Origin of the sequence: Vibrio tasmaniensis (assembly GCF_024347635.1) — a bacterium.
GTDB classification, from domain to species: domain Bacteria; phylum Pseudomonadota; class Gammaproteobacteria; order Enterobacterales; family Vibrionaceae; genus Vibrio; species Vibrio tasmaniensis.
In genome coordinates, this window is the sequence record NZ_AP025511.1 from 1,062,197 (window position 1) to 1,080,605 (window position 18,409).

The 18,409-nt window shown below is 44.5% G+C and carries 19 protein-coding genes; 13 read left to right on the forward strand and 6 right to left on the reverse strand.

The window, feature by feature from the left end; translation table 11 throughout:
- The first annotated feature begins 35 nt into the window (after positions 1–35).
- The 5 genes from OCV44_RS18955 to OCV44_RS18975 all read left to right on the forward strand — a co-directional run bounded on the left by OCV44_RS18955 (position 36) and on the right by OCV44_RS18975 (position 4,342).
- Positions 36–1,013 (forward strand): Fe(3+) dicitrate ABC transporter substrate-binding protein, encoded by a 978-nt coding sequence (locus OCV44_RS18955; protein WP_139685182.1) that lies wholly within the window; start codon positions 36–38, stop codon positions 1,011–1,013.
- Positions 1,010–2,065, forward strand: a complete 1,056-nt coding sequence (locus OCV44_RS18960; RefSeq protein WP_139685183.1) for a FecCD family ABC transporter permease — start codon at positions 1,010–1,012, stop codon at positions 2,063–2,065. Before OCV44_RS18955 ends, OCV44_RS18960 begins: the two co-directional genes overlap by 4 nt.
- Positions 2,065–3,036: an iron chelate uptake ABC transporter family permease subunit gene (locus tag OCV44_RS18965; RefSeq protein ID WP_102257569.1), complete on the forward strand. Its 972-nt coding sequence runs from the start codon at positions 2,065–2,067 to the stop codon at positions 3,034–3,036. Before OCV44_RS18960 ends, OCV44_RS18965 begins: the two co-directional genes overlap by 1 nt.
- 2 nt (positions 3,037–3,038) lie before the next feature.
- Positions 3,039–3,803 carry a Fe(3+) dicitrate ABC transporter ATP-binding protein FecE gene (fecE, locus tag OCV44_RS18970; RefSeq protein WP_139685184.1) on the forward strand — a complete coding sequence of 255 codons (765 nt, stop codon included), beginning with the start codon at positions 3,039–3,041 and terminating at the stop codon, positions 3,801–3,803.
- A 152-nt stretch (positions 3,804–3,955) separates the two neighbouring features.
- Entirely contained in the window at positions 3,956–4,342 is a 387-nt protein-coding gene (locus OCV44_RS18975) for a hypothetical protein (RefSeq protein ID WP_139685185.1), read from the forward strand.
- 129 nt (positions 4,343–4,471) lie between these two features.
- On the opposite strand, the gene OCV44_RS18980 is transcribed toward OCV44_RS18975, so the two are convergent.
- Complete coding sequence (locus tag OCV44_RS18980) at positions 4,472–5,404, reverse strand: LysR family transcriptional regulator (protein WP_139685186.1); 933 nt, start codon at positions 5,402–5,404, stop codon at positions 4,472–4,474.
- Between the two features lie 205 nt (positions 5,405–5,609).
- On the opposite strand from OCV44_RS18980, the gene OCV44_RS18985 reads away from it, so the two are divergent.
- The gene (locus OCV44_RS18985) at positions 5,610–6,635 is read left to right on the forward strand and encodes a zinc-binding alcohol dehydrogenase family protein (protein ID WP_139685187.1); all 1,026 of its coding nucleotides are present in this window, start codon (positions 5,610–5,612) and stop codon (positions 6,633–6,635) included.
- Between the two features lie 151 nt (positions 6,636–6,786).
- Here OCV44_RS18985 and OCV44_RS18990 read toward each other — a convergent pair whose 3' ends face one another.
- From OCV44_RS18990 to OCV44_RS19000, 3 genes are all read right to left on the reverse strand, one after another.
- A complete protein-coding gene (locus OCV44_RS18990; protein ID WP_170213729.1) occupies positions 6,787–7,407 on the reverse strand; it encodes a CIA30 family protein in 621 nt (206 codons plus the stop codon).
- 30 nt (positions 7,408–7,437) lie between these two features.
- The gene (locus tag OCV44_RS18995; protein ID WP_139685189.1) at positions 7,438–7,704 is read right to left on the reverse strand and encodes a DUF3081 domain-containing protein; all 267 of its coding nucleotides are present in this window, start codon (positions 7,702–7,704) and stop codon (positions 7,438–7,440) included.
- A gap of 391 nt (positions 7,705–8,095) precedes the next feature.
- Positions 8,096–8,716 (reverse strand): heme-binding beta-barrel domain-containing protein, encoded by a 621-nt coding sequence (locus OCV44_RS19000; protein WP_139685190.1) that lies wholly within the window; start codon positions 8,714–8,716, stop codon positions 8,096–8,098.
- A gap of 298 nt (positions 8,717–9,014) precedes the next feature.
- On the opposite strand from OCV44_RS19000, the gene OCV44_RS19005 reads away from it, so the two are divergent.
- Positions 9,015–9,908, forward strand: a complete 894-nt coding sequence (locus OCV44_RS19005; RefSeq protein ID WP_139685191.1) for a DMT family transporter — start codon at positions 9,015–9,017, stop codon at positions 9,906–9,908.
- 205 nt (positions 9,909–10,113) lie between these two features.
- Complete coding sequence (locus tag OCV44_RS19010; RefSeq protein WP_009844811.1) at positions 10,114–10,530, forward strand: VOC family protein; 417 nt, start codon at positions 10,114–10,116, stop codon at positions 10,528–10,530.
- Positions 10,531–10,720: 190 nt separating this feature from the next.
- On the opposite strand, the gene OCV44_RS19015 is transcribed toward OCV44_RS19010, so the two are convergent.
- Both OCV44_RS19015 and OCV44_RS19020 read right to left on the reverse strand, forming a co-directional pair.
- On the reverse strand, positions 10,721–11,620 hold the full coding sequence (locus tag OCV44_RS19015) for a DMT family transporter (protein ID WP_139685192.1): 900 nt from the start codon (positions 11,618–11,620) through the stop codon (positions 10,721–10,723).
- A 42-nt stretch (positions 11,621–11,662) separates the two neighbouring features.
- On the reverse strand, positions 11,663–12,655 hold the full coding sequence (locus OCV44_RS19020) for a LysR family transcriptional regulator (RefSeq protein WP_139685193.1): 993 nt from the start codon (positions 12,653–12,655) through the stop codon (positions 11,663–11,665).
- Between the two features lie 100 nt (positions 12,656–12,755).
- Here OCV44_RS19020 and OCV44_RS19025 point away from each other — a divergent pair, with 100 nt between their 5' ends.
- From OCV44_RS19025 to OCV44_RS19045, 5 genes are all read left to right on the forward strand, one after another.
- On the forward strand, positions 12,756–14,108 hold the full coding sequence (locus OCV44_RS19025) for an MATE family efflux transporter (RefSeq protein ID WP_139685194.1): 1,353 nt from the start codon (positions 12,756–12,758) through the stop codon (positions 14,106–14,108).
- Between the two features lie 235 nt (positions 14,109–14,343).
- Positions 14,344–14,589: a hypothetical protein gene (locus tag OCV44_RS19030; RefSeq protein WP_009844815.1), complete on the forward strand. Its 246-nt coding sequence runs from the start codon at positions 14,344–14,346 to the stop codon at positions 14,587–14,589.
- A gap of 381 nt (positions 14,590–14,970) precedes the next feature.
- Positions 14,971–15,975, forward strand: coding sequence for a response regulator (locus OCV44_RS19035; protein ID WP_122055585.1), 1,005 nt, complete (start codon positions 14,971–14,973; stop codon positions 15,973–15,975).
- 1 nt (position 15,976) lies between these two features.
- On the forward strand, positions 15,977–16,414 hold the full coding sequence (locus OCV44_RS19040) for a PAS domain-containing protein (RefSeq protein ID WP_009844817.1): 438 nt from the start codon (positions 15,977–15,979) through the stop codon (positions 16,412–16,414).
- A gap of 710 nt (positions 16,415–17,124) precedes the next feature.
- Complete coding sequence (locus OCV44_RS19045) at positions 17,125–18,168, forward strand: GMP reductase (RefSeq protein ID WP_009844818.1); 1,044 nt, start codon at positions 17,125–17,127, stop codon at positions 18,166–18,168.
- Positions 18,169–18,409 lie beyond the last annotated feature (241 nt).

An 18,409-nucleotide genomic window follows, 5' to 3' on the forward strand; every position in this document is an offset into this window, starting at 1 on the left:
ACTTTCACGGTTCTAGTGTTTAAGGAAAAGTAAATATGGAAAACAGCTCTCGATTTTTATTTTCGAATCAATGGCTGCTGCCGAACGGACTGCTGTCATTCAAAAGGCATTTTTTATTCAGCAGGATAGCGATAACCTTAGCTTTGTTGGCTTTAAGCTTGTTCTCATTCTCCAGTTCAGCAAAAACGAGGATCATTCAAGATGAGCAAGGTCAGTTTGAGATAGCGACTACCCCGCAACGCGTTGTGGTGTTGGAGTTCTCATTTGTCGATGCGTTGGCTGCGGTAGGCGTGTCTCCGGTTGGTGTTGCCGATGACAATGATGCTTCGCGAGTGATTCCGGCGGTGCGTGAATTAGTGCAACCATGGGAATCGGTTGGTATGCGTTCGCAGCCTAGTCTAGAGGCTATTGCGGTATTAAAGCCCGACCTGATCATTGCCGATGCAGAGCGTCATCGTACGGTTTATCAAGATCTACAGCGAATCGCACCAACTCTGCTGCTCAAAAGCCGTGGAGAGACTTATCAAGAGAACTTGGAATCTGCGCTTAAGGTTGGTATCGCCCTCGATAAGCAATCGGCAATGGAACAAAGAATTCACCAACATCAACAAGCCATGGTGGAATTTAAAAGTCATTTTTCACTCAAACAAACTGTCCAATTTGCTGTTGTGTCGGAAAAAGGAATGTGGCTACATAGCCCTGCTTCTTATGCTGGAGGTGTACTCACCACATTAGGTATTGCTAGCCCAATTGTGGAACCGACAGACAAGGCGTACTTGCCAACCAGCTTTGAGTTGTTGTTGAAAACAAATCCTGATTGGTTGCTCCTTGGTGCTTACTCAGATCCAAATATCGTTGATGATTGGCAGAAAAACCCACTGTTTAATGTATTAACATCCGCGAAGAATCAACAAGTGGTAGAAGTGTCACCAGCACTATGGTCATTGAATCGAGGCATGTTGGCCGCAGAACAAATGGCGAAAAATCTAGAGCAGATCTTGGATCGTTCATGAGTTCGATGTTGCTCTCTAGAGGTCAGCGACGTTCGCTTATAGTGTCGAGGCTTACGGTATTAGTGTCGTGGCGAGTCACGTTATTTACGGTTTTAGTGTCGTGTTTGGCGATGTCTGGTTACGTGGCCTCTATGCTAGGTTGGTCGAACTTCTCCCTAACATTGAGTGACTTAGTTCACTATTGGTTTGCGTTTGATGAGAGCAATATGACTCATCAAATATTGGCGACACTTAGAGCTCCAAGGGCTCATGCTGGGTTATTGATTGGTGCAAGCTTAGCCGTCGCCGGACTGTTGATGCAGGGATTAACACGTAACCCACTTGCGTCTCCATCAATTTTAGGTATTAACGCTGGCGCAGCCTGTTTTATGGCTTTAGCTGCGATAGGCATACCTGTGGTGAGTGATTTAAACCCGATCCTTAATGCTGTTCTTGGTGCATTGCTAGGCGGTGGTGCTGTGATGCTCCTCGGTGGCTTCTTCTCCGAACGTTCTCATCCGTTACGTTTGGTTTTAGCGGGTATCGCCATTACTGCTTTATTGATTGGGTTAACTCGAGCAGCGTTGATTCTAGCTGATGATATGGCTTATAGCGTGCTGCATTGGCTTACCGGTTCATTGTCTAGCGTGGATGAGGGACAGTGGCAACAGCTTTGGCCGCCAGCAGTGATTGGTTTGGTGTTGGCTGTTAGCCTTGCTCGTAACCTCAACTTATTGGCGCTTGGTGAAGAAGTGGCTGTGGGGTTGGGCAGTAATATCCGGCTTACTCGCCTCATGAGTGGATTGGCTATCGTGTTGCTTGCGGGTGCCAGTGTCGCTATCGCTGGTCCCATTGGCTTTGTAGGATTGTTGGTTCCTCATTTGGTTCGGCCCATGGTTGGGCACAATTACCATCTACTGATTCCTATCTCCGCAATGGCAGGTGCAGCATTAGTGTCTTGGTCAGATGCGTTGTCACGATCGATTGCTTTCCCGACTGAAACGCCCGTTGGTGTTATTACCGCCCTACTTGGGACACCTTGTTTTATTTTGATTGCGACGAGGAGATCTTAATGCACCATCACACTAAGATAGTTTTGTTATCAGGGATTCTCATATTAGTGGCATCTGCGGGCTTGTTTGTCGGTGCTGCGTCACTTTCTATTCCTCAAGTCATCGAACATTTGGTCGCCTTTTCCAGTGACGACTTTGTTATCCATCAGTATCGACTACCACGTATGTTGCTCGCGATAAGCGTGGGCGCAGGGTTAGGGCTATCCGGTGTATTAGTGCAAGGCGTGATACGTAATCCTTTGGCTTCCCCAGATCTTATGGGTATTAGCGCTGGCGCAGGGCTTGCTGCGACAGCGAGTTTAGTTTGGTTCCCCAATGCACCAGTCAGCGTGCTTCCTGTCGTAGCGATGTTCGGTGGGGTATTGGCTGCTGGGCTGATTGCGCTATTGGCATGGTGGTCAAGGCCAACACCCGCCAAGTTGGCCTTGATTGGTATTGCAGTGAGTGCGTTTCTGGCGAGTTGCATCGACTTCTTGCTTGTCACTAACCCCATCGAGATCAACACGGCGATGGTATGGCTAACTGGCAGCCTCTGGGGACGAAATTGGCAGCAAGTTCCTTTTATTTGGGGAGCATTGCTCTTGTTGTTGCCAATGGCATTTTGGCTTGCTTGGCGATTGGATGTGATGGGTCTTGGTGAGGAAAGTGCCACCACATTGGGTACTAAGCCAAAACAGATACAAGCTCTTGCACTATTGGCCGCAGTGTTGCTTGCCAGCGTCAGCGTTTCAGTGGCTGGAACGATCAGTTTTGTGGGTTTATTAGCACCTCACTTAGCGCGCTTGTTGTTTGGGCATAATCATAAGTTGTTAATCCCGGCGTCTGCTCTGGTGGGCGCGATTCTGGTTACTTGTGCCGATGGCTTGGCAAGAGGTCTACAACCACCGATTGAATTACCTGCAGGGGTACTTACTTCTGTCATTGGCGCGCCTTATTTCATCTTTCTTCTCTATCGTTATCGAGGTTGGTAACCATGCTAAAAACGCAGAATCTTTCCGTCGCGTACGGCAAACAAACGATCATACCGAACCTTTCGGTGTCCATCCCAAAGGGAAAAATCACAGCCTTAATTGGACCCAATGGGTGTGGTAAATCTACCTTGTTAAAGACGTTAGTCAGGATCAATAAGCCTGTGGCAGGAGAGGTGTTATTTGAAGACAAACCGTTGTCGAGCTATGGCGATAAAGTGCTCGCGCGTTCGTTGTCGCTTCTGCCGCAAATATTGGTTAGCCCCGAAGGCATTTCGGTCCGAAAATTGGTTGAATATGGCCGTTCTCCTTATGTGTCCCATTGGGGAAGGTTAGGGCAAGAAGACCAAGCGATTGTCGAACAAGCAATGCGTGATACCGGCGTACTTGAGTTTGCTGATAAACCGATTGAGTCACTGTCGGGTGGGCAGCGTCAAAGAGCATGGATAGCGATGATAATAGCGCAAGACACAGATGTCGTGATGTTGGATGAACCGACCACTTATCTTGATATGTCTCACCAAGTTGAATTAATGAACTTGATGCAGCAGATGAATGACAAGGGAAAAACGGTGGTGGTTGTGCTCCATGATCTGAACCAAGCTAGCCGTTACTGCGATCATTTGATCGTTTTAGAAAGAGGTGGTTTAGTGGCTGAAGGCACCCCCGATGAGGTGATGACCGAGACATTGCTGAATGATGTTTTTGATCTCAAAGCGAGCGTATTTCGTGACCCTATATCCAATACGCCGATGTGTGTGGCGATTTAAGCAAATAGCCGCTGATTAAAGTTGTCAGTATGGCTTGCTGTGCATCTGGTTAAAATAATCAGAGCGAATCAATTTTTGGTGTTGATTGAGATAGTATTTTGCTATAAAACGCGCATAATCTCGCTATACAACACTTAAAGAAGAAATTACCTATGACTACCTTTCAATACTACTTTCACCAACTGCCTTGCTTCGACTGTAAAAAAACGACAGTAAGTACTGATCTTGGTTGGTTAACGCCTGCGATGAAAGATACTGCTCTAGAGCAAGTGACAAAGACACTTGCGGAAGGTGAAGTTGCGCCTGATCTTTCAGCAAATGTGGTTTGTACCAAAGACGAAGCTCGCGAGTATCTATTACTGAATTTCTTCGGTTATTCAGAAGAAGAGTTAGCGAGCGGAATTGAAGCTGATGATGAGCAAGAAGTCGCGGATGAAATTGCAGAACTTCTAGAAGAAGGCCAAGATACAATCACCTTCGAACATGAAATTGCTCTTCAGTGCTGTGCTGATTGTGATGTAGAAGAAGAGTCAAACTAAGCACTCGTATTAAAGTACATTTATCCATTAATACGGTGTGATGTTCAAATGAAGAAAGGCGTTAGTGGATTAAAGTCCGCTAGCGCCTTTTTTGTATCTCTACGTCTTATCTCTAAGCAGCATTAGGTCCTATGATGCTTTATTTTCTAGAATACCTTGGTCTCCCAATTGAGAGAGGATCTCTGCGGTTTTCTTACGGAATAAATCTCTTAATAAGCGAACTGTTGGTGTGATGGATTGACGACTAGGGCAGACTAACCACAGCTCGGTAGGTGTAGGCTTAAATTCAGGCATAACTTTAACCACTTCGCCTGAAAGCAGATGAGGTGACATATCTAAACAAGACTTTATTGCGATACCTTTCCCTGCAATACACCAACGTCTCACAAGGTCAGCATCGTTCGATGCACGATTCCCTTTAAGCTTCACTTTATGATCTTGAGTACCATCGTTAAACACCCATTCGTCTTGCAACATGTCATGGAGTTGGTAAAGCAAACCATTGTGCTGAGCTAAGTCACTAGGCTGTTTTGGTGTTCCAATTTCAGACAAGTATTCAGGAGCGGCACACAATATTCTCGGTACATCGCAGATCTTGAAACCATACATGTTGGCGTCAGTAGGGGAGCCATAGCGAAGCGCCATATCAACGGCGTCACGGTAAAAATCGATATTACTGTCACTGATGCTCGTTCTAACTGATGCTTTAGGGTATTCAAGCAAGAACTCATCTAACCAAGGTGTGATGAGGTTGCGGCCTAGATCCGATGAAAGCGCAATACGAATTTCACCGTCAAGAATACCGAGCTCCTCCCGTATGTTGAGCTTTGCTTGCTCCAACAATTTCAAGGCTTGTTCGCATTCCGGTAAATAGCGCTCGCCTGCTGAAGAGAGCCTTAGATGGCGCGTGGTTCTTACAAACAATTCAGCACCTAACGCAGCTTCAACTCGTTTGACGGCAGCACTCGCGGTAGCAGTACGCATGTCTAGGTTGGTGGCTGCTGCGGTGATGCTGCGAAACTCCGCCACTTTTAAAATGACCTGTAAGTCTTCAAGAAGCATCTTATCTACCTGTGTTTGATAATGTTCTAAACATTGTATTGAAATCTTTGCTAATCACAAAGCGGGTTAACCCTTATTTACCTCTTCTAAGCTAACTTTATACGCTTAATTATCAAAATATATTTGAAAATCATTCAAATGTTAGACGGTTTATCTAGAGTGAGAATTGACTAAGATTACTCGTCTAATTCAAGGAGAAAGCACAATGTCAGTACCATCAAAAATGAAAGCTATTGGATTTACTCAGTCATTTGCGATTACAGAGCAAGACAGTTTATTTGAGTTTGAAACGAGTCTGCCAGAACTAAAAAATAATGACTTGCTGGTAAAAGTGAGCGCGACTTCTATCAACCCTGCTGACGCAAAAATTCGTATTCGTAGTGCTAAGGATAAAACACTCGAACAGCCTAAAGTGCTGGGCTATGACGCGGTTGGCGAAGTTGTCGGTAAAGGTACAGACGTTGAAGGTTTTGAATTAGGTGACCGTGTTTACTACGCGGGTGACGTCACTCGCATGGGAGCTAACGCGGAATATCAAGCCATTGATTACCGTATTACTGCGAAAGCACCAAAGAGCCTTTCTGATGAAGCTGCTGCTGTGATGCCGCTAGCGACACTCACTGCGTGGGAAGCGTTGTTCGATCGCCTACGTGTTCGTCCTGAAGAGCAAAAGTCGATTCTGATCATTGGCGGCGCTGGTGGCGTAGGCTCAATCACGATTCAATTGGCGAGCCAACTGACTAACCTGACTGTCATTGCGACGGCTTCAAGACCTGAAACCGAGCAGTGGGTAAGGGATATGGGTGCAGACCATGTGGTGAATCATCGTAACTTGGTTGAGTCTGTGCGCGAGCAAGGCATCCAGCATGTCGATTACATTTTTAATGTTGCTGATACCAAAGGGCACTGGGAATCGATGGTGGAGCTGATTGCACCACAAGGCATGATCAGTTCGATTGTGGAGTTCGATGGTGGAATTGATCTGTCGGCGCTGAAAGGTAAGTCTGTAGGTTTTGTGTGGGAGCTGATGTTTACACGTTCATTGTTCAACACAGACGATATCCAGAAACAGCAAGATATCCTGTTCCAAGCGGCGAACTTGATTGATGCAGGCCGCATTAAATCGACACTAACGACCACATTGAATGGCTTTAGTGTTGAAACACTGAAAGAGGCGCACCAACTTATTGAAAGCAGTTCGTCGATTGGAAAAACAGCCATTAAATATTAATCGTTAATGATTTAGATCTTTGACGGTTTGAATAGTTGCTTATTTGAACAGTTTGAACAGAAAGCCACTGATGTCTATCGCGAATCGATAAGGTATCAGTGGCTTTTTTCGTCTGTTGTTTATTCAGGCTTTACCTTATTCCAACAAAGCGTTACTCCGTTTCTTGCGAGGTTTTGAATTGAATCTGAAGTAAGTTTAGCTCGAAGGGCAGAGGCTGTTTGTCCGCAATCAAAAAGCCGATCTGTTTAATGTGTTGAGCTTTAAGCGCCGGAGCTCCGTTGAGTAACCGACCTTTAAACACCGCTTGAAAGTCCTTTAGTCGGAAGGCTTTCTTGAGTTGTTCACCTTTAATTGTCTCAAAGTTGTGCTTGTAGTTGGTCCTGTTTCCATCTATCCACGTTGTGAACCTTAATTGGTAAGTACGACCATCACCCACAAACGTCAAATCTAAGCTGTCCGTTTCAGAGCTTAGTGTTTTAACAGAGCGATTGATTGAACTGAAGCCACCATTGTTCTCTAACGATAGTTCGCCCTTAAATTGACTCGTCTCGCCATCATGAATAAGACCGCCTGTTGAGATGCCGCCCATCACATTGTCGTTGGTCGCTGTCCAATTCTTCTGTTCGTTCGCTTGTGCAAAATCAATCATATCTATTCCTGCTACAGATACTTGAGACCATAAAAAAGAAAGGCTGAGTATTAGCCACAAAGAAGCGATTGGTTTACGCAGTAAGTGCGTTTTAAAATCAGTTTCGTGCATGATTTTCTCCATTAGTTATTAGGGCGTGTTGACCTTTCGTACTTACGGAGAAGGCTCTGTAGCAAGCATAGTCAGACAATGGTTGATGAAGTCTTCATAGTTCGACGCTTTGTCGTATTCGATTTTTAATGAACCGTGGAACATCAGGGTTACCGTAACGTCTCTGTAGCTTAGCCAACAGGTGTAACCGTCGTAATCATGCCAAGCCGTCATTTCGCCTACTTGATATTTGTTGTCAAGTTGCTCACCGGAAGAGCGAATGAACTCAAACACTCTGAGAAACTCAATAATGGTGATTCTGTTGTCCATGGCTGTTCTCACTCTGTAGTCATCAATATTGGCTGAGGCTTATTGTGAAAATAGTTACGCTTTATCCATTTGTATCGATCACCGCAGAGATAATATTGTCTCGTTAAATTGCTGTTTTCTAATTCTTTCATCGTAACCTCATCTATCCCAGAAGAGCTGAAATTATCGGGCGGGACAGGCTCGAATAACGAGGTTAACCCTTAGTGTGAGTGACGAAAAGTGGGTGAAAACACGAAAGAGAAACGGAAGAATGGATTGCTCTGGTATCAATGGTTAGGTTGATTGTTATGCTGAGGCTGAGTTTTTATCGAGTTTCGATATACAACTCGTTGTGACGTGTTGAGGCAACTAACGCCCTTCACATAACTGCGAAGGGCGTTTGTATTTAGGACTATTCCACTTTAACCAATGTACTTGAATCGGTGTGAGCAAAAGCGTTGTCGTAGATCTCTAAGCCTGTTGTTTGAGAGTAAGTCAGCGTGTCGTCTGAAATACTAATGTTCATTGTGAAACCTGTCGTGGTTGCGTTGTCTGTCATGTATTCAGACTCAGCGATACCGCGCTTAGACGCGACTAGCGTCATTGTATCGCCAGCAGGGCCTTCTGCGGTGACGCATGTGGTGCGTGGCACACAGTAAGAGTTGTATACGATCTGATTCTTTTGGTCGTAGATGAAGTAACCACGTTGATCGTGGAATTTAGAATCATCGATCTTTCTGAATACTTCCTGCTTGTAGTACAGCGCAACAAGATATTGGTCGCTAGCGTTGGTGGCATCTGCAGCTACCTCAAACGTCATCACTTCATAAAATGGTGTGACTGCTGGGCCACCCGCACCCACATCAGTCCCTTCTTGACCCGGGGATATGTCAACGCCACCAGTTTCGACCGATTTCCATGTGCCGACTAACTTTGCAAGTGGACCGAAATCCATACCATTGATTGTATTGTGGTCGGCTACTGCTGGAACCGAGATTGCTGCTGCAATACCAAGTGCTAATAATTTTTTCACTGTAACTTCCTTTTTTGTAATTATCTGACCTCAGTAAAAATAAGGTTACTGTGAAACAAGTTTATTAACCCAGATCAGTATTCTTGGTTACTATGAGAGCGATTTGTAACTTGATGTATCAGTCGATAAGGGAATATTAATACTGGGGAGTGTAGGGCTGAGAGCGGTGATTTAGTCGTCGAATCTTCATCCAAAATTGCATTAATCCAATCTCAATAACTTTGTTCTTACTTATTTTAAATTCTCATGTATGATGTGCGCCCATAATTGTATGACAAATGTATAGCCTTGCTTCCGTATGAATAAAGCTGTTAACCACGCCATTTTGCTTTTGGTGTTCGCAAACCTACTTGCGTCCTTTTCAGACGTATCGTTGAAGATACTGAATGGTGAAGTCCCTACGTTCCAATATGTGTTTATCCGTCAGCTATTGAGCGTGATCTTGCTGCTTCCGTTTTGGTTAAAGCTACCGAGAGAGACGCGTATGCAAGGTGGCTGTCGCATTAACTTCTTACGAGCTCAATTTATCTTAGTGGGAAGTGGCTGCGCGATGATCGCCATTACACATCTTACTTTGGCGACAGCAAACGCGATGTTCTATGTTGGACCGATCCTTATGCTTCCTCTTTCGATTGTGTTGTTGAAAGAAAGGCCAACATCATCAAAAGTGGTTGCGACACTGATTGGCTTTGTCGGCGTATTGATCGTTTTACGCCCTGAGCAATTTCATTGGGCGGCGATTGCAGGCTTAGGCAGCGCGCTGGCGATGGGAGTGGGTAACATCTTGATCAAGCGTCTGAACGCAGAACAACACATTATCTCGACTCTGTTTTGGACCAGCGTGATGACGTTGCCACTCGCGTTGGTGTTTGCATTACCATCATGGTCCACGATTGAATGGCGTCATGTTGGTTGGATCATGGCAATCAACTTGTTCGTGCTTGGATACCATGCGCTTGTGGTGGTGGCTTACAAAAAAGCACCGGCTAACCAAATTGCGCTCGCAGAGTATTCAGGATTGGTGTTTGTAACGCTATTTGGCGTGATGTGGTTTGACGAAATCCCAGACATTCTAACGCTGGTTGGCATTAGCCTCATCGTTATTCCGATGATGCCGATTAAATGGAAGAAGTGTTTTAGCTTGAAGAGCAGAACGCCTCTCGATGTGGAGGCCAATCAGCCCAAGTCGTAATGGCTTGTCTTTCAGTTACTCTGTATTCCAAAGACGTCACATTGGCTAGGGTCGTCTAAACTTAGATTTGTATGGCATAAAAATAAGATAATTTGGACTCTAAAGACGTTCTCGAAAATAAACGTAAATTAGTTCTTTACCTCAACTTAACTTGAGGTATTAGGATATGCAACGTTGCTTAAGAGAATACTTTAAGGAGAGAAGAATGATCCAACTTGAACATGTAAATTTAGTGGTTAAAGATATCCCAGAGATGCTGACTTTCTATAAAGCAGCTTTCCCTCACTGGTATGTGCGTGATGAAGGGCAAGGCGAATGGTCTGGCAAGCCACGTAACTGGCTACATTTTGGTGATGAATATCAATACATCGCGTTGAGCGATCACGGCGAAGGAGAAAACAGAGATTTGGCTGGGCATTCTGTCGGTCTCGCGCATTTTGCTTATGTAACCAACAATATCGAGAGCGTGATTGAGCGCCTTATTGATGCGGGTTTCCCTATTGCCAAACCTGGCGCTGAAGAACCTTATCGCAAAAACGTTTACTTTGTTGATCCGGCGGGCTTTGAAATCGAGTTTGTAGAGTACTTGAGTGATGATCCCAAGCTGCGTAATGCCACGTAGTAGAACTCGCAATCGAGTTGGTGTACTAGAGCAAGATTGTTCGAAATAAAACGTCTAAGAAAGGGGGCTAGGAAGACTCACAGAAAAGGGCATTGTGGAATATTCCGCAATGCCCTTTTTATATCTATTAGCTGATTGGCTAGCTGATATTTACTCTGCTAGTCGCTTAGTCGCTTAGTCGCTTAGTCGCTTACTTAGCTTTAAACGGTACTAACAGTTGTTTGCCAAACACATTGATCAAGGCTCCTGTTACGATCAGGCCACCACCTAGGTAAGTCCAAACTGATGGAATCTCATTGAAGATCCACACGCCTAACAGCGCTGAGAATACGATTTGAACGTATGAGTAAGCCGAAGCTTTACCGGCAGCTTGAGTTTGCATCGCTTTGGTTAAACCGTATTGGCCTATCTGAGTGAAAATCCCGACCAGAACCAACATAACGGTTAAGAATAAGCTCGGCCATACAAAGTCGTTCCAGATCAGGGCTGTTGAGATTGGAAGAGCAACCAGCGGGAAGTAGAAGATGATCACCGAGCTATCTTCAGTTTGGCTAAGCTTTCTCACAATTACATAAGCAATTGAGCTACCAAACGCGCCCAATAACGCCACCATAATGCTGAACATGGGTAACTCGCTGTTTACGCCACTGTTCATGCTTGGTTGTACCATCACCAGCAATCCCGCGAGGCAGAATGCAATGCAGATCATGGTCGACTTTTGCACGCGCTCTTTTAAGAACAACACGCCAAGCAACGCAGTAAACACAGGATGTACGTATTGTAGAATGGTTGCTTCTGCTAATGGCAAGGTGGTGACAGCGTAGTAAACACACATCAACGCCGCAGTACCAACAGCACCACGAACAAACAACAAAGGTTTGTTATTACCCCAGATCGAGATGCCTTTTCGTTTCACATCGATGTAGCTGATGATCAAAGAGACCAAAGCCCTTGCTGCAACAATTTCAAATACAGGTATACCGTAGTTGCTGATGTATTTCACACAAGCAGACATCAGTGCGAACCCAAAAGCGGAGAGGATCATGGACCTAACCCCAACAGGGATCATTGAAACAGAGAAAGAAGGCATAAAAATATCAATCGAGTGAGGGAAGGGGAATCATAGCTTAATTTAAGAGAGTCGACCAAAGCCTTTATCTTGCTCAATTACACCAAACCACTGATATTGCTGTGCGAGTGATTTCAGCAACTCGATCTCTTTTGCTGTCTCTTCCCTCAGCCATTCAATAAGGTCATTGATGATAGGTGTGTGTGTACGCTGGTGCATGAAGTAAGTCCAAGCACTGTGTTGAATCTTTGCATCTTTAGGGCAGTACAAGAAGCCTCGTTGTAGATCTTGTAAAACCAACAGTAAGTCCGTCACCGTGACGCCTTCACCTGACAAACAAGCACTGAGCGCCATATCTAAAGATAAAAAGCTGGTATTTCTGACGGGCTTTTTCGGAGGTGATTCGACATCGGCCAGCCATACTTTCCAGTCATGGTGATCCAAGGTCGGGTGGAGCCTTGGCATGGTTAAGATCGAATCGAGGTCGGTGTCTTTATTATTTAAACTGGCAGAATTCGTTAAGCTAGTAGAACAGACCGGAGCCATAAATTCTTCACGCAGGAAGGCGATATCAGGTGTGTTGTCGTATCGTTTTTTGAATCGAGTATGGAAGATCAACAAGTCGTACTCGCTGCTGTTGATCGCTTCATCTTCTTCAATCACAGGAACGATAACGATCTCGTAATCAGAGTAACGCTCGTTTAATTCACGAACCTTAGAGATCAACACCCGCGTAGCAAAACTCAAGGTCGCTTTAATCACAATACGCTTCTGCTTTGGCTCACTCCAAGAGGCGATCACCGATTCGATATTGCCGTAGCTTTCACGCAAAGCCACATACAAATCATGACCTTGTACCGTTAATTCGATGGCTCGATGCTTACGAATGATCAGCGATGCGTTCAGCTCATCTTCAAGCTGTTTGATCTGACGGCTGATTGCACTCTGTGTCACGTTGAGTTCATCGGCAGCCAACGTAAAGCTCATCAACCTTGCAGCCGCTTCGAAGGCTTTTAAGCCATTATGTGAGGATGGCAAGCTAGGATATGGGGTCATAATTCGTTCGCATGAGTTTATGGAATGTTAGAGTCGCAAATTTATCAATTGAACGCCAGCTTCATCGATCGTATTTTGGGCGAAATTAACTGAGGCGCTCATGAAAAAAATACTCACTCTTGCATTCCCTTTGATCATTTCACAGCTGATATCCATGGCTTTAGTCCTTACTGATGTTTGGATGATGTCGCGAATCAGCGTGTCAGCTCTTGCGGCTGGTGGCTTAGGTGCCTCTATCTACTTCTTCATCTTCATTATTGCGAGCAGCACGGTAGGGTGTGTCGCGAACTTGATTGCTATTGCTTATGGTCAACGAGTCGCTCGCCCAGAGTTTGGTAATACACAAATCAGATTGGCGGTGAAAGGCGCAACCATGTTGGCATTCGTGCTCAGCGTGACCCTAATGGCCAGCTTCTGGTTTGCTCCGTTGGTATTGGAAGCAGCAAAACAGCCGCCAGAAGTGATTACCTTAGCCATGGAATATGTGCATGCCTTGAAATGGGTGATGCTGCCTTCGCTTATTTTGTTGGTACTGCGTGGCTTAACCAGTGCGTTTGGTAATGTGCGCTCTATTCTGGTGATGTCTATTATCACCGTAATTCTGAATGTGCCAGTGAGCTATTTCTTAACTTTCCAATTAGACATGGGTTTAACTGGTTTAGGGCTAGGTACGGCTATCGCGGCATTTATCGTGATGGTTGGATACACTATTTGGGTGTTCAAACGTGATGAGTTCAAGCAGTTCGCCCCTTGGTTAAATACCGAAGAGTATTCAATCAAATTAATGAGCCCTTTATTGATGATGGGTTTGCCTATTGGGCTCGCTGCATTACTTGAACATGGCTTGATATACGGCGGAACCTTGATGGCGGGGACGATCAGTATTGCTTCTCTAGCGCTGCACCAAATCCTGCTGCAATGCTTAAGCTTTACTTGGAACTTCAATTTCGGTTTCTCACAAGCTGCGGCGATTTTGGTTGGCCGTGATTTCGGTGCGGGTAACTACGAAGGCATCAAAAGAACCTCGATTCTAAGCTTTATATTGGTGTCGGTGTTGAGCGTGGCGTTGTCTGCCGTGTTCATTATCTGGCCAGAAATGATCGCGTCTATCTTCAAGTTAGACGATGGTACGGGTGCAATGACTTCGCTATTGGCCTCAGTTATCTGGGTGGTTGCGTTGTGCTTTATTGTAGACGCCTGGCAGTTACTGGCGATTAACCTGTTGAGAGGGATGAAGATTGTCTCAATGCCAACCGTAATGACAGCCATTGGTTACTGGGTATTTGGTTTGCCAGCGGCTTGGTATTTGATGTCTAAGTTTGAATTGGCAGGGATCTGGGGCGGAATCGGTGTTGGTTTAGGTGTGACAGGTATTCTGCTGCTTATCCAGCTGATGCGTGTCATTCAAAAGAACAGTCAATCTCCGGATCTCTCGACTCATGCTTATTCGTGATCTGCTTGTGATGCTCGCCTTTACCATGGAACCTTGAACGCTAAACTTTGTAATGCTGACCAAGAACTATCAATGACCAGTTTCTAATTTCCAATAATGAGCTATGAGCTATAAGGTAAAAGGTAAAAGCCCTGAATTGCGTACTTCGTAATTTAGACCTTGGTCTTACAGAAACCGTAAGCAAAGGTGGCTAGAATGATTTAAGTCGCTCATCGTTTTATCAAGGAAAATGCAAATGGAAGTTGGATTGTTTTGGGCTGAGAAAGGAATGCTAGTACTTGGCGCTCTGTTTGTTTTGACGAGCATGATGCAGTACGGAAGACGCAGTAGTGATTGGAAAGGCGTGATTACTATGTTTTATAAGCGTATCCCAATGAATATTGCGGAATACAAATGGTACCGTCTGGGCATCGCTTTACTGGTGTTTGCTGTGGTTATTCGTTTCGCATTACTGATTCTATGGCCTACATATCAGTTTTAGCTCCCTTGTACTCATTATGCAAAACGGATAAAAACGTCAACCTGATAAACGCGTAGTAGGCGATCAACACGTATAGACGTTCAACATGTATGGCCGTTGCGTGAATCGGCAAGTCGAGCCTTAATAGGCTACTTATTAAGGCTGTTATTCTATAAATCATCGCAGTCATTTCATAAAATAGTGCAATTACTTTATAAAATGGCTTGTTACTATCTCTGTAGCATATTGTTTTTCATAAAGAATAATCAGAGATAATCGAATATCCGATTTTCCCATCAATCTGACTAATAATCTACATATAAATTCATTCACCCCGTACCTGATACGATAATGATCTGTTACACTCCTCGAAATTAGCTTTAATTTGTCGGTGGTGCATTTATGTCGTTCCCAGTTCTTATATGTGATGATTCTGCATTAGCAAGGAAGCAGATGGCTCGATCACTGCCTAGTTCTCTAAATGCAGATATAACTTTTGCTGTTCATGGGCTTAATGCACTTGAAGAGTTAGCTCAAAACCAGTTTAAACTGATGTTCCTCGACTTGACCATGCCAGAGCTAGATGGCTATGGCACATTGGAAGAGATGCAACGCTTAGGTGATAACACACCTGTTGTCGTTGTTTCCGGTGACATCCAGCCAAAAGCGCAGCAGAGGGTCATGGACCTCGGTGCTAAAGCGTTTTTACAAAAACCGATCGATAAAGAAGCGTTAAAAGGTATTTTACGTGAACTTGTTGAGCCGCCAACGCAGCCTCAGGTGGTTACCCCTACCGCTTTAGATCTCCCAATACTACGCAGACGCGATATCTACATGGAAGTGGCGAACGTAGCAATCGGCCGCGCCGCCGATGCACTGGCGCGCCATTTTGATGTATTTGTCCATTTACCACTACCGAACGTGAATATTTTGGAAGTGAGTGAATTGCACATGGCACTTCGCGATTTAGCAGACAACGACCAAGTGTCGGGTGTTTGCCAAGGCTTTAGCGGAGAAGGCATTGCAGGTGAAGCGTTAGTATTGCTGAGTGATTCCAGTGTGAGCGATCTTAAAAAGCTCATGAAAGTACCAACAGATAGCGAACAGCTTGAAGAATTAGAACTGCTAATGGATGTATCGAATATCCTTGTGGGTTCATTCCTGAACGGGTTAGGGGAGCAGTCAGAAGTTCGTTTCTTCCAGAGCTCTCCTGTGTTGCTTGGTCAACACATCTCAATCGATTCCGTTATTGAAAATACCGGCGGCTCATTCAAAAAGACGATGACTTTCGAAGTAAGCTATAACATAGACGGCACTTCAATCCGTTGTGACCTTCTATTCATGTTTGTTGATGAATCTTTGCCACTTCTAGATAATAAATTGGCCTACCTAATGGAGGAGTTTTAATATGTTGAATCTTCCTGCTGAATTTGAACAGTTCCACTGGATGGTGGACATGGTTCAGAACGTCGACATGGGGCTGGTGGTTATTAATCGCGATTTTGAGGTGCAAGTTTGGAATGGCTTTATGACTCACCATAGCGGTAAGCAATCACATGATGCTATCGGTAAGTCGATCTTTGAGTTATTCCCTGAAATCCCAGAAGAGTGGTTTAGGCTGAAAACCAAGCCAGTCTATGATTTAGGTTGTCGCAGCTTTATTACATGGCCACAAAGACCTTACCTGTTCAAGTGCCGTAATGTTCGCCCTGTTACTCAACAAGCTGATTTCATGTACCAGAACGTGACGCTAAACCCGATGCGTTCGCCTACTGGACAAATCACTTCATTGTTCTTGTCGATTCAAGATGCGACTGCAGAAGCGTTAAGCGCTCAAAAGAATTAACACCTGTCTTAATTCGATACTCAATAGCTTGTAAAGAACAATTCAAAACATCGAATAAAAATGGCTAAGGTTAATTACCTTAGCCATTTTTTGTTTTCTACTCTTCAAATCAATCATTTTTGGACTTTGGAATTTAATAGAACGTTCACTTTGAGTTATCGAAGCTAAGTGAATCTTGACCTCTAGATTGAACCCATCGCATCGTGTTTTGCCAAATTAGGGCTAACTGGCAAGTTCATGAGATTGCTGGACTTGGTCAATAACAAAGAAAATTTGGAAAAAATCGAACTTATTGAAGAAAAAAGGCATTTTTTTGTTGGAGAAAAGTGTGATTTTTATGTGATTTAGAGGCACTTTCTTCACATATTTGCTTAATGAGGGTGATATTGAGCGAATTAGGGAGGAAAACGATTGCGCAATAAACCGACAGCGTTTGCGTGATTAGTTCGCTAAGTTATTAATTAGTAAGAATTTAGTGGAAAAGTAAAGCTGAGGGGGTTGTAGCAGATATGGAATCTTTGAGAGGATAGCATAAAAAAAAGTGAAATATCAGACTTGCTGTTAGTAAATCACAACCTATAATGCTGAAAACCGGAGCGTCTGCCAACGCTCCGGTTTTTTTGTGTCCGAAGAAAAGTAAACTCGTCTGCCAACGGTTTTACTACGCATTTCGCGAGAGACACATAATTTTATGAATCAAGGAAAACACCATGCGTATCGAACAAGAACTTAAGTTAGGTTTCAAAGATGTACTCTTCCGTCCGAAGCGTTCTACCCTTAAAAGCCGTTCTCAAGTTGAATTAACCCGCGATTTTACATTCAAGCATAGCGGTCGTCAATGGTCTGGTACTCCAGTAATTGCAGCGAACATGGATTCGGTAGCAAGCTTTGAAATGGCAGCCGCTCTAGCAGAGCACGGTGTTATGACTGCAGTACACAAGCACTACACAGTTGAGCAGTGGGCTGAGTTTGCTAAAACAGCAGACAAGAAAACTCTGAACAACGTTTTTGTATCAACAGGTACTTCTGAAGCTGAGTTCGAGAAAGTTAAGAAGATTATGGCGCTTAGCGAAGAGTTCGTATTCATCTGTATCGATATCGCTAACGGCTACTCAGAGCACCTTGTTGAGTTTGTACAAAAAGTGCGTGCTGAATTCCCTACTAAAGTTATCTCTGCGGGTAACGTTGTAACAGGTGACATGGTTGAAGAGCTAATCCTAGCTGGCGCAGACATCGTTAAGGTTGGTATCGGCCCTGGTTCAGTTTGTACTACACGTGTTAAAACAGGTGTAGGTTACCCTCAACTTTCTGCAATCATCGAGTGTGGCGACGCGGCACACGGCCTTGGCGGCATGATCATCGGTGACGGTGGCTGTTCATGTGCGGGTGACGTATCTAAAGCGTTCGGCGGCGGTGCTGACTTCGTAATGCTAGGCGGCATGCTAGCAGGTCACTCTGAGTCAGGCGGTGAAGTAGTAGAGCAAGACGGCAAGCAATACATGAAATTTTATGGCATGTCATCTCAGTCGGCTATGGATAAGCACTCAGGTGGTGTTGCTAAGTACCGTGCTGCGGAAGGTAAAACTGTTTTACTTCCATACCGTGGTTCAGTTCACAACACAATTTCTGACATCCTTGGTGGTGTACGTTCAACTTGTACATACGTAGGCGCAGCAAAGCTTAAAGAGCTAACTAAGCGTACGACTTTCATCCGTGTACAAGAGCAAGAGAACAACGTATTCGGTAAAGAGTAACGTTTAAAATAATTGTTTGAATTTTAAGAATTGAGCCGCTTTAGCGGCTCTTTTTTTGTGAAAAATCTGCTAGTTGGCAACAAAAAACGCATTCTTATAGCTTATTACAACGGTGTTCAGGTGCGAAGTGGCTCAGCTCTTGGTTCGCTTTAGTTAACTAAGCAATCTTATCTTTAATGATCTCCACAACACGCATAGGTTGTGGTATTAAAGTACCTCTCCTCAAATCTGACGGCGATTG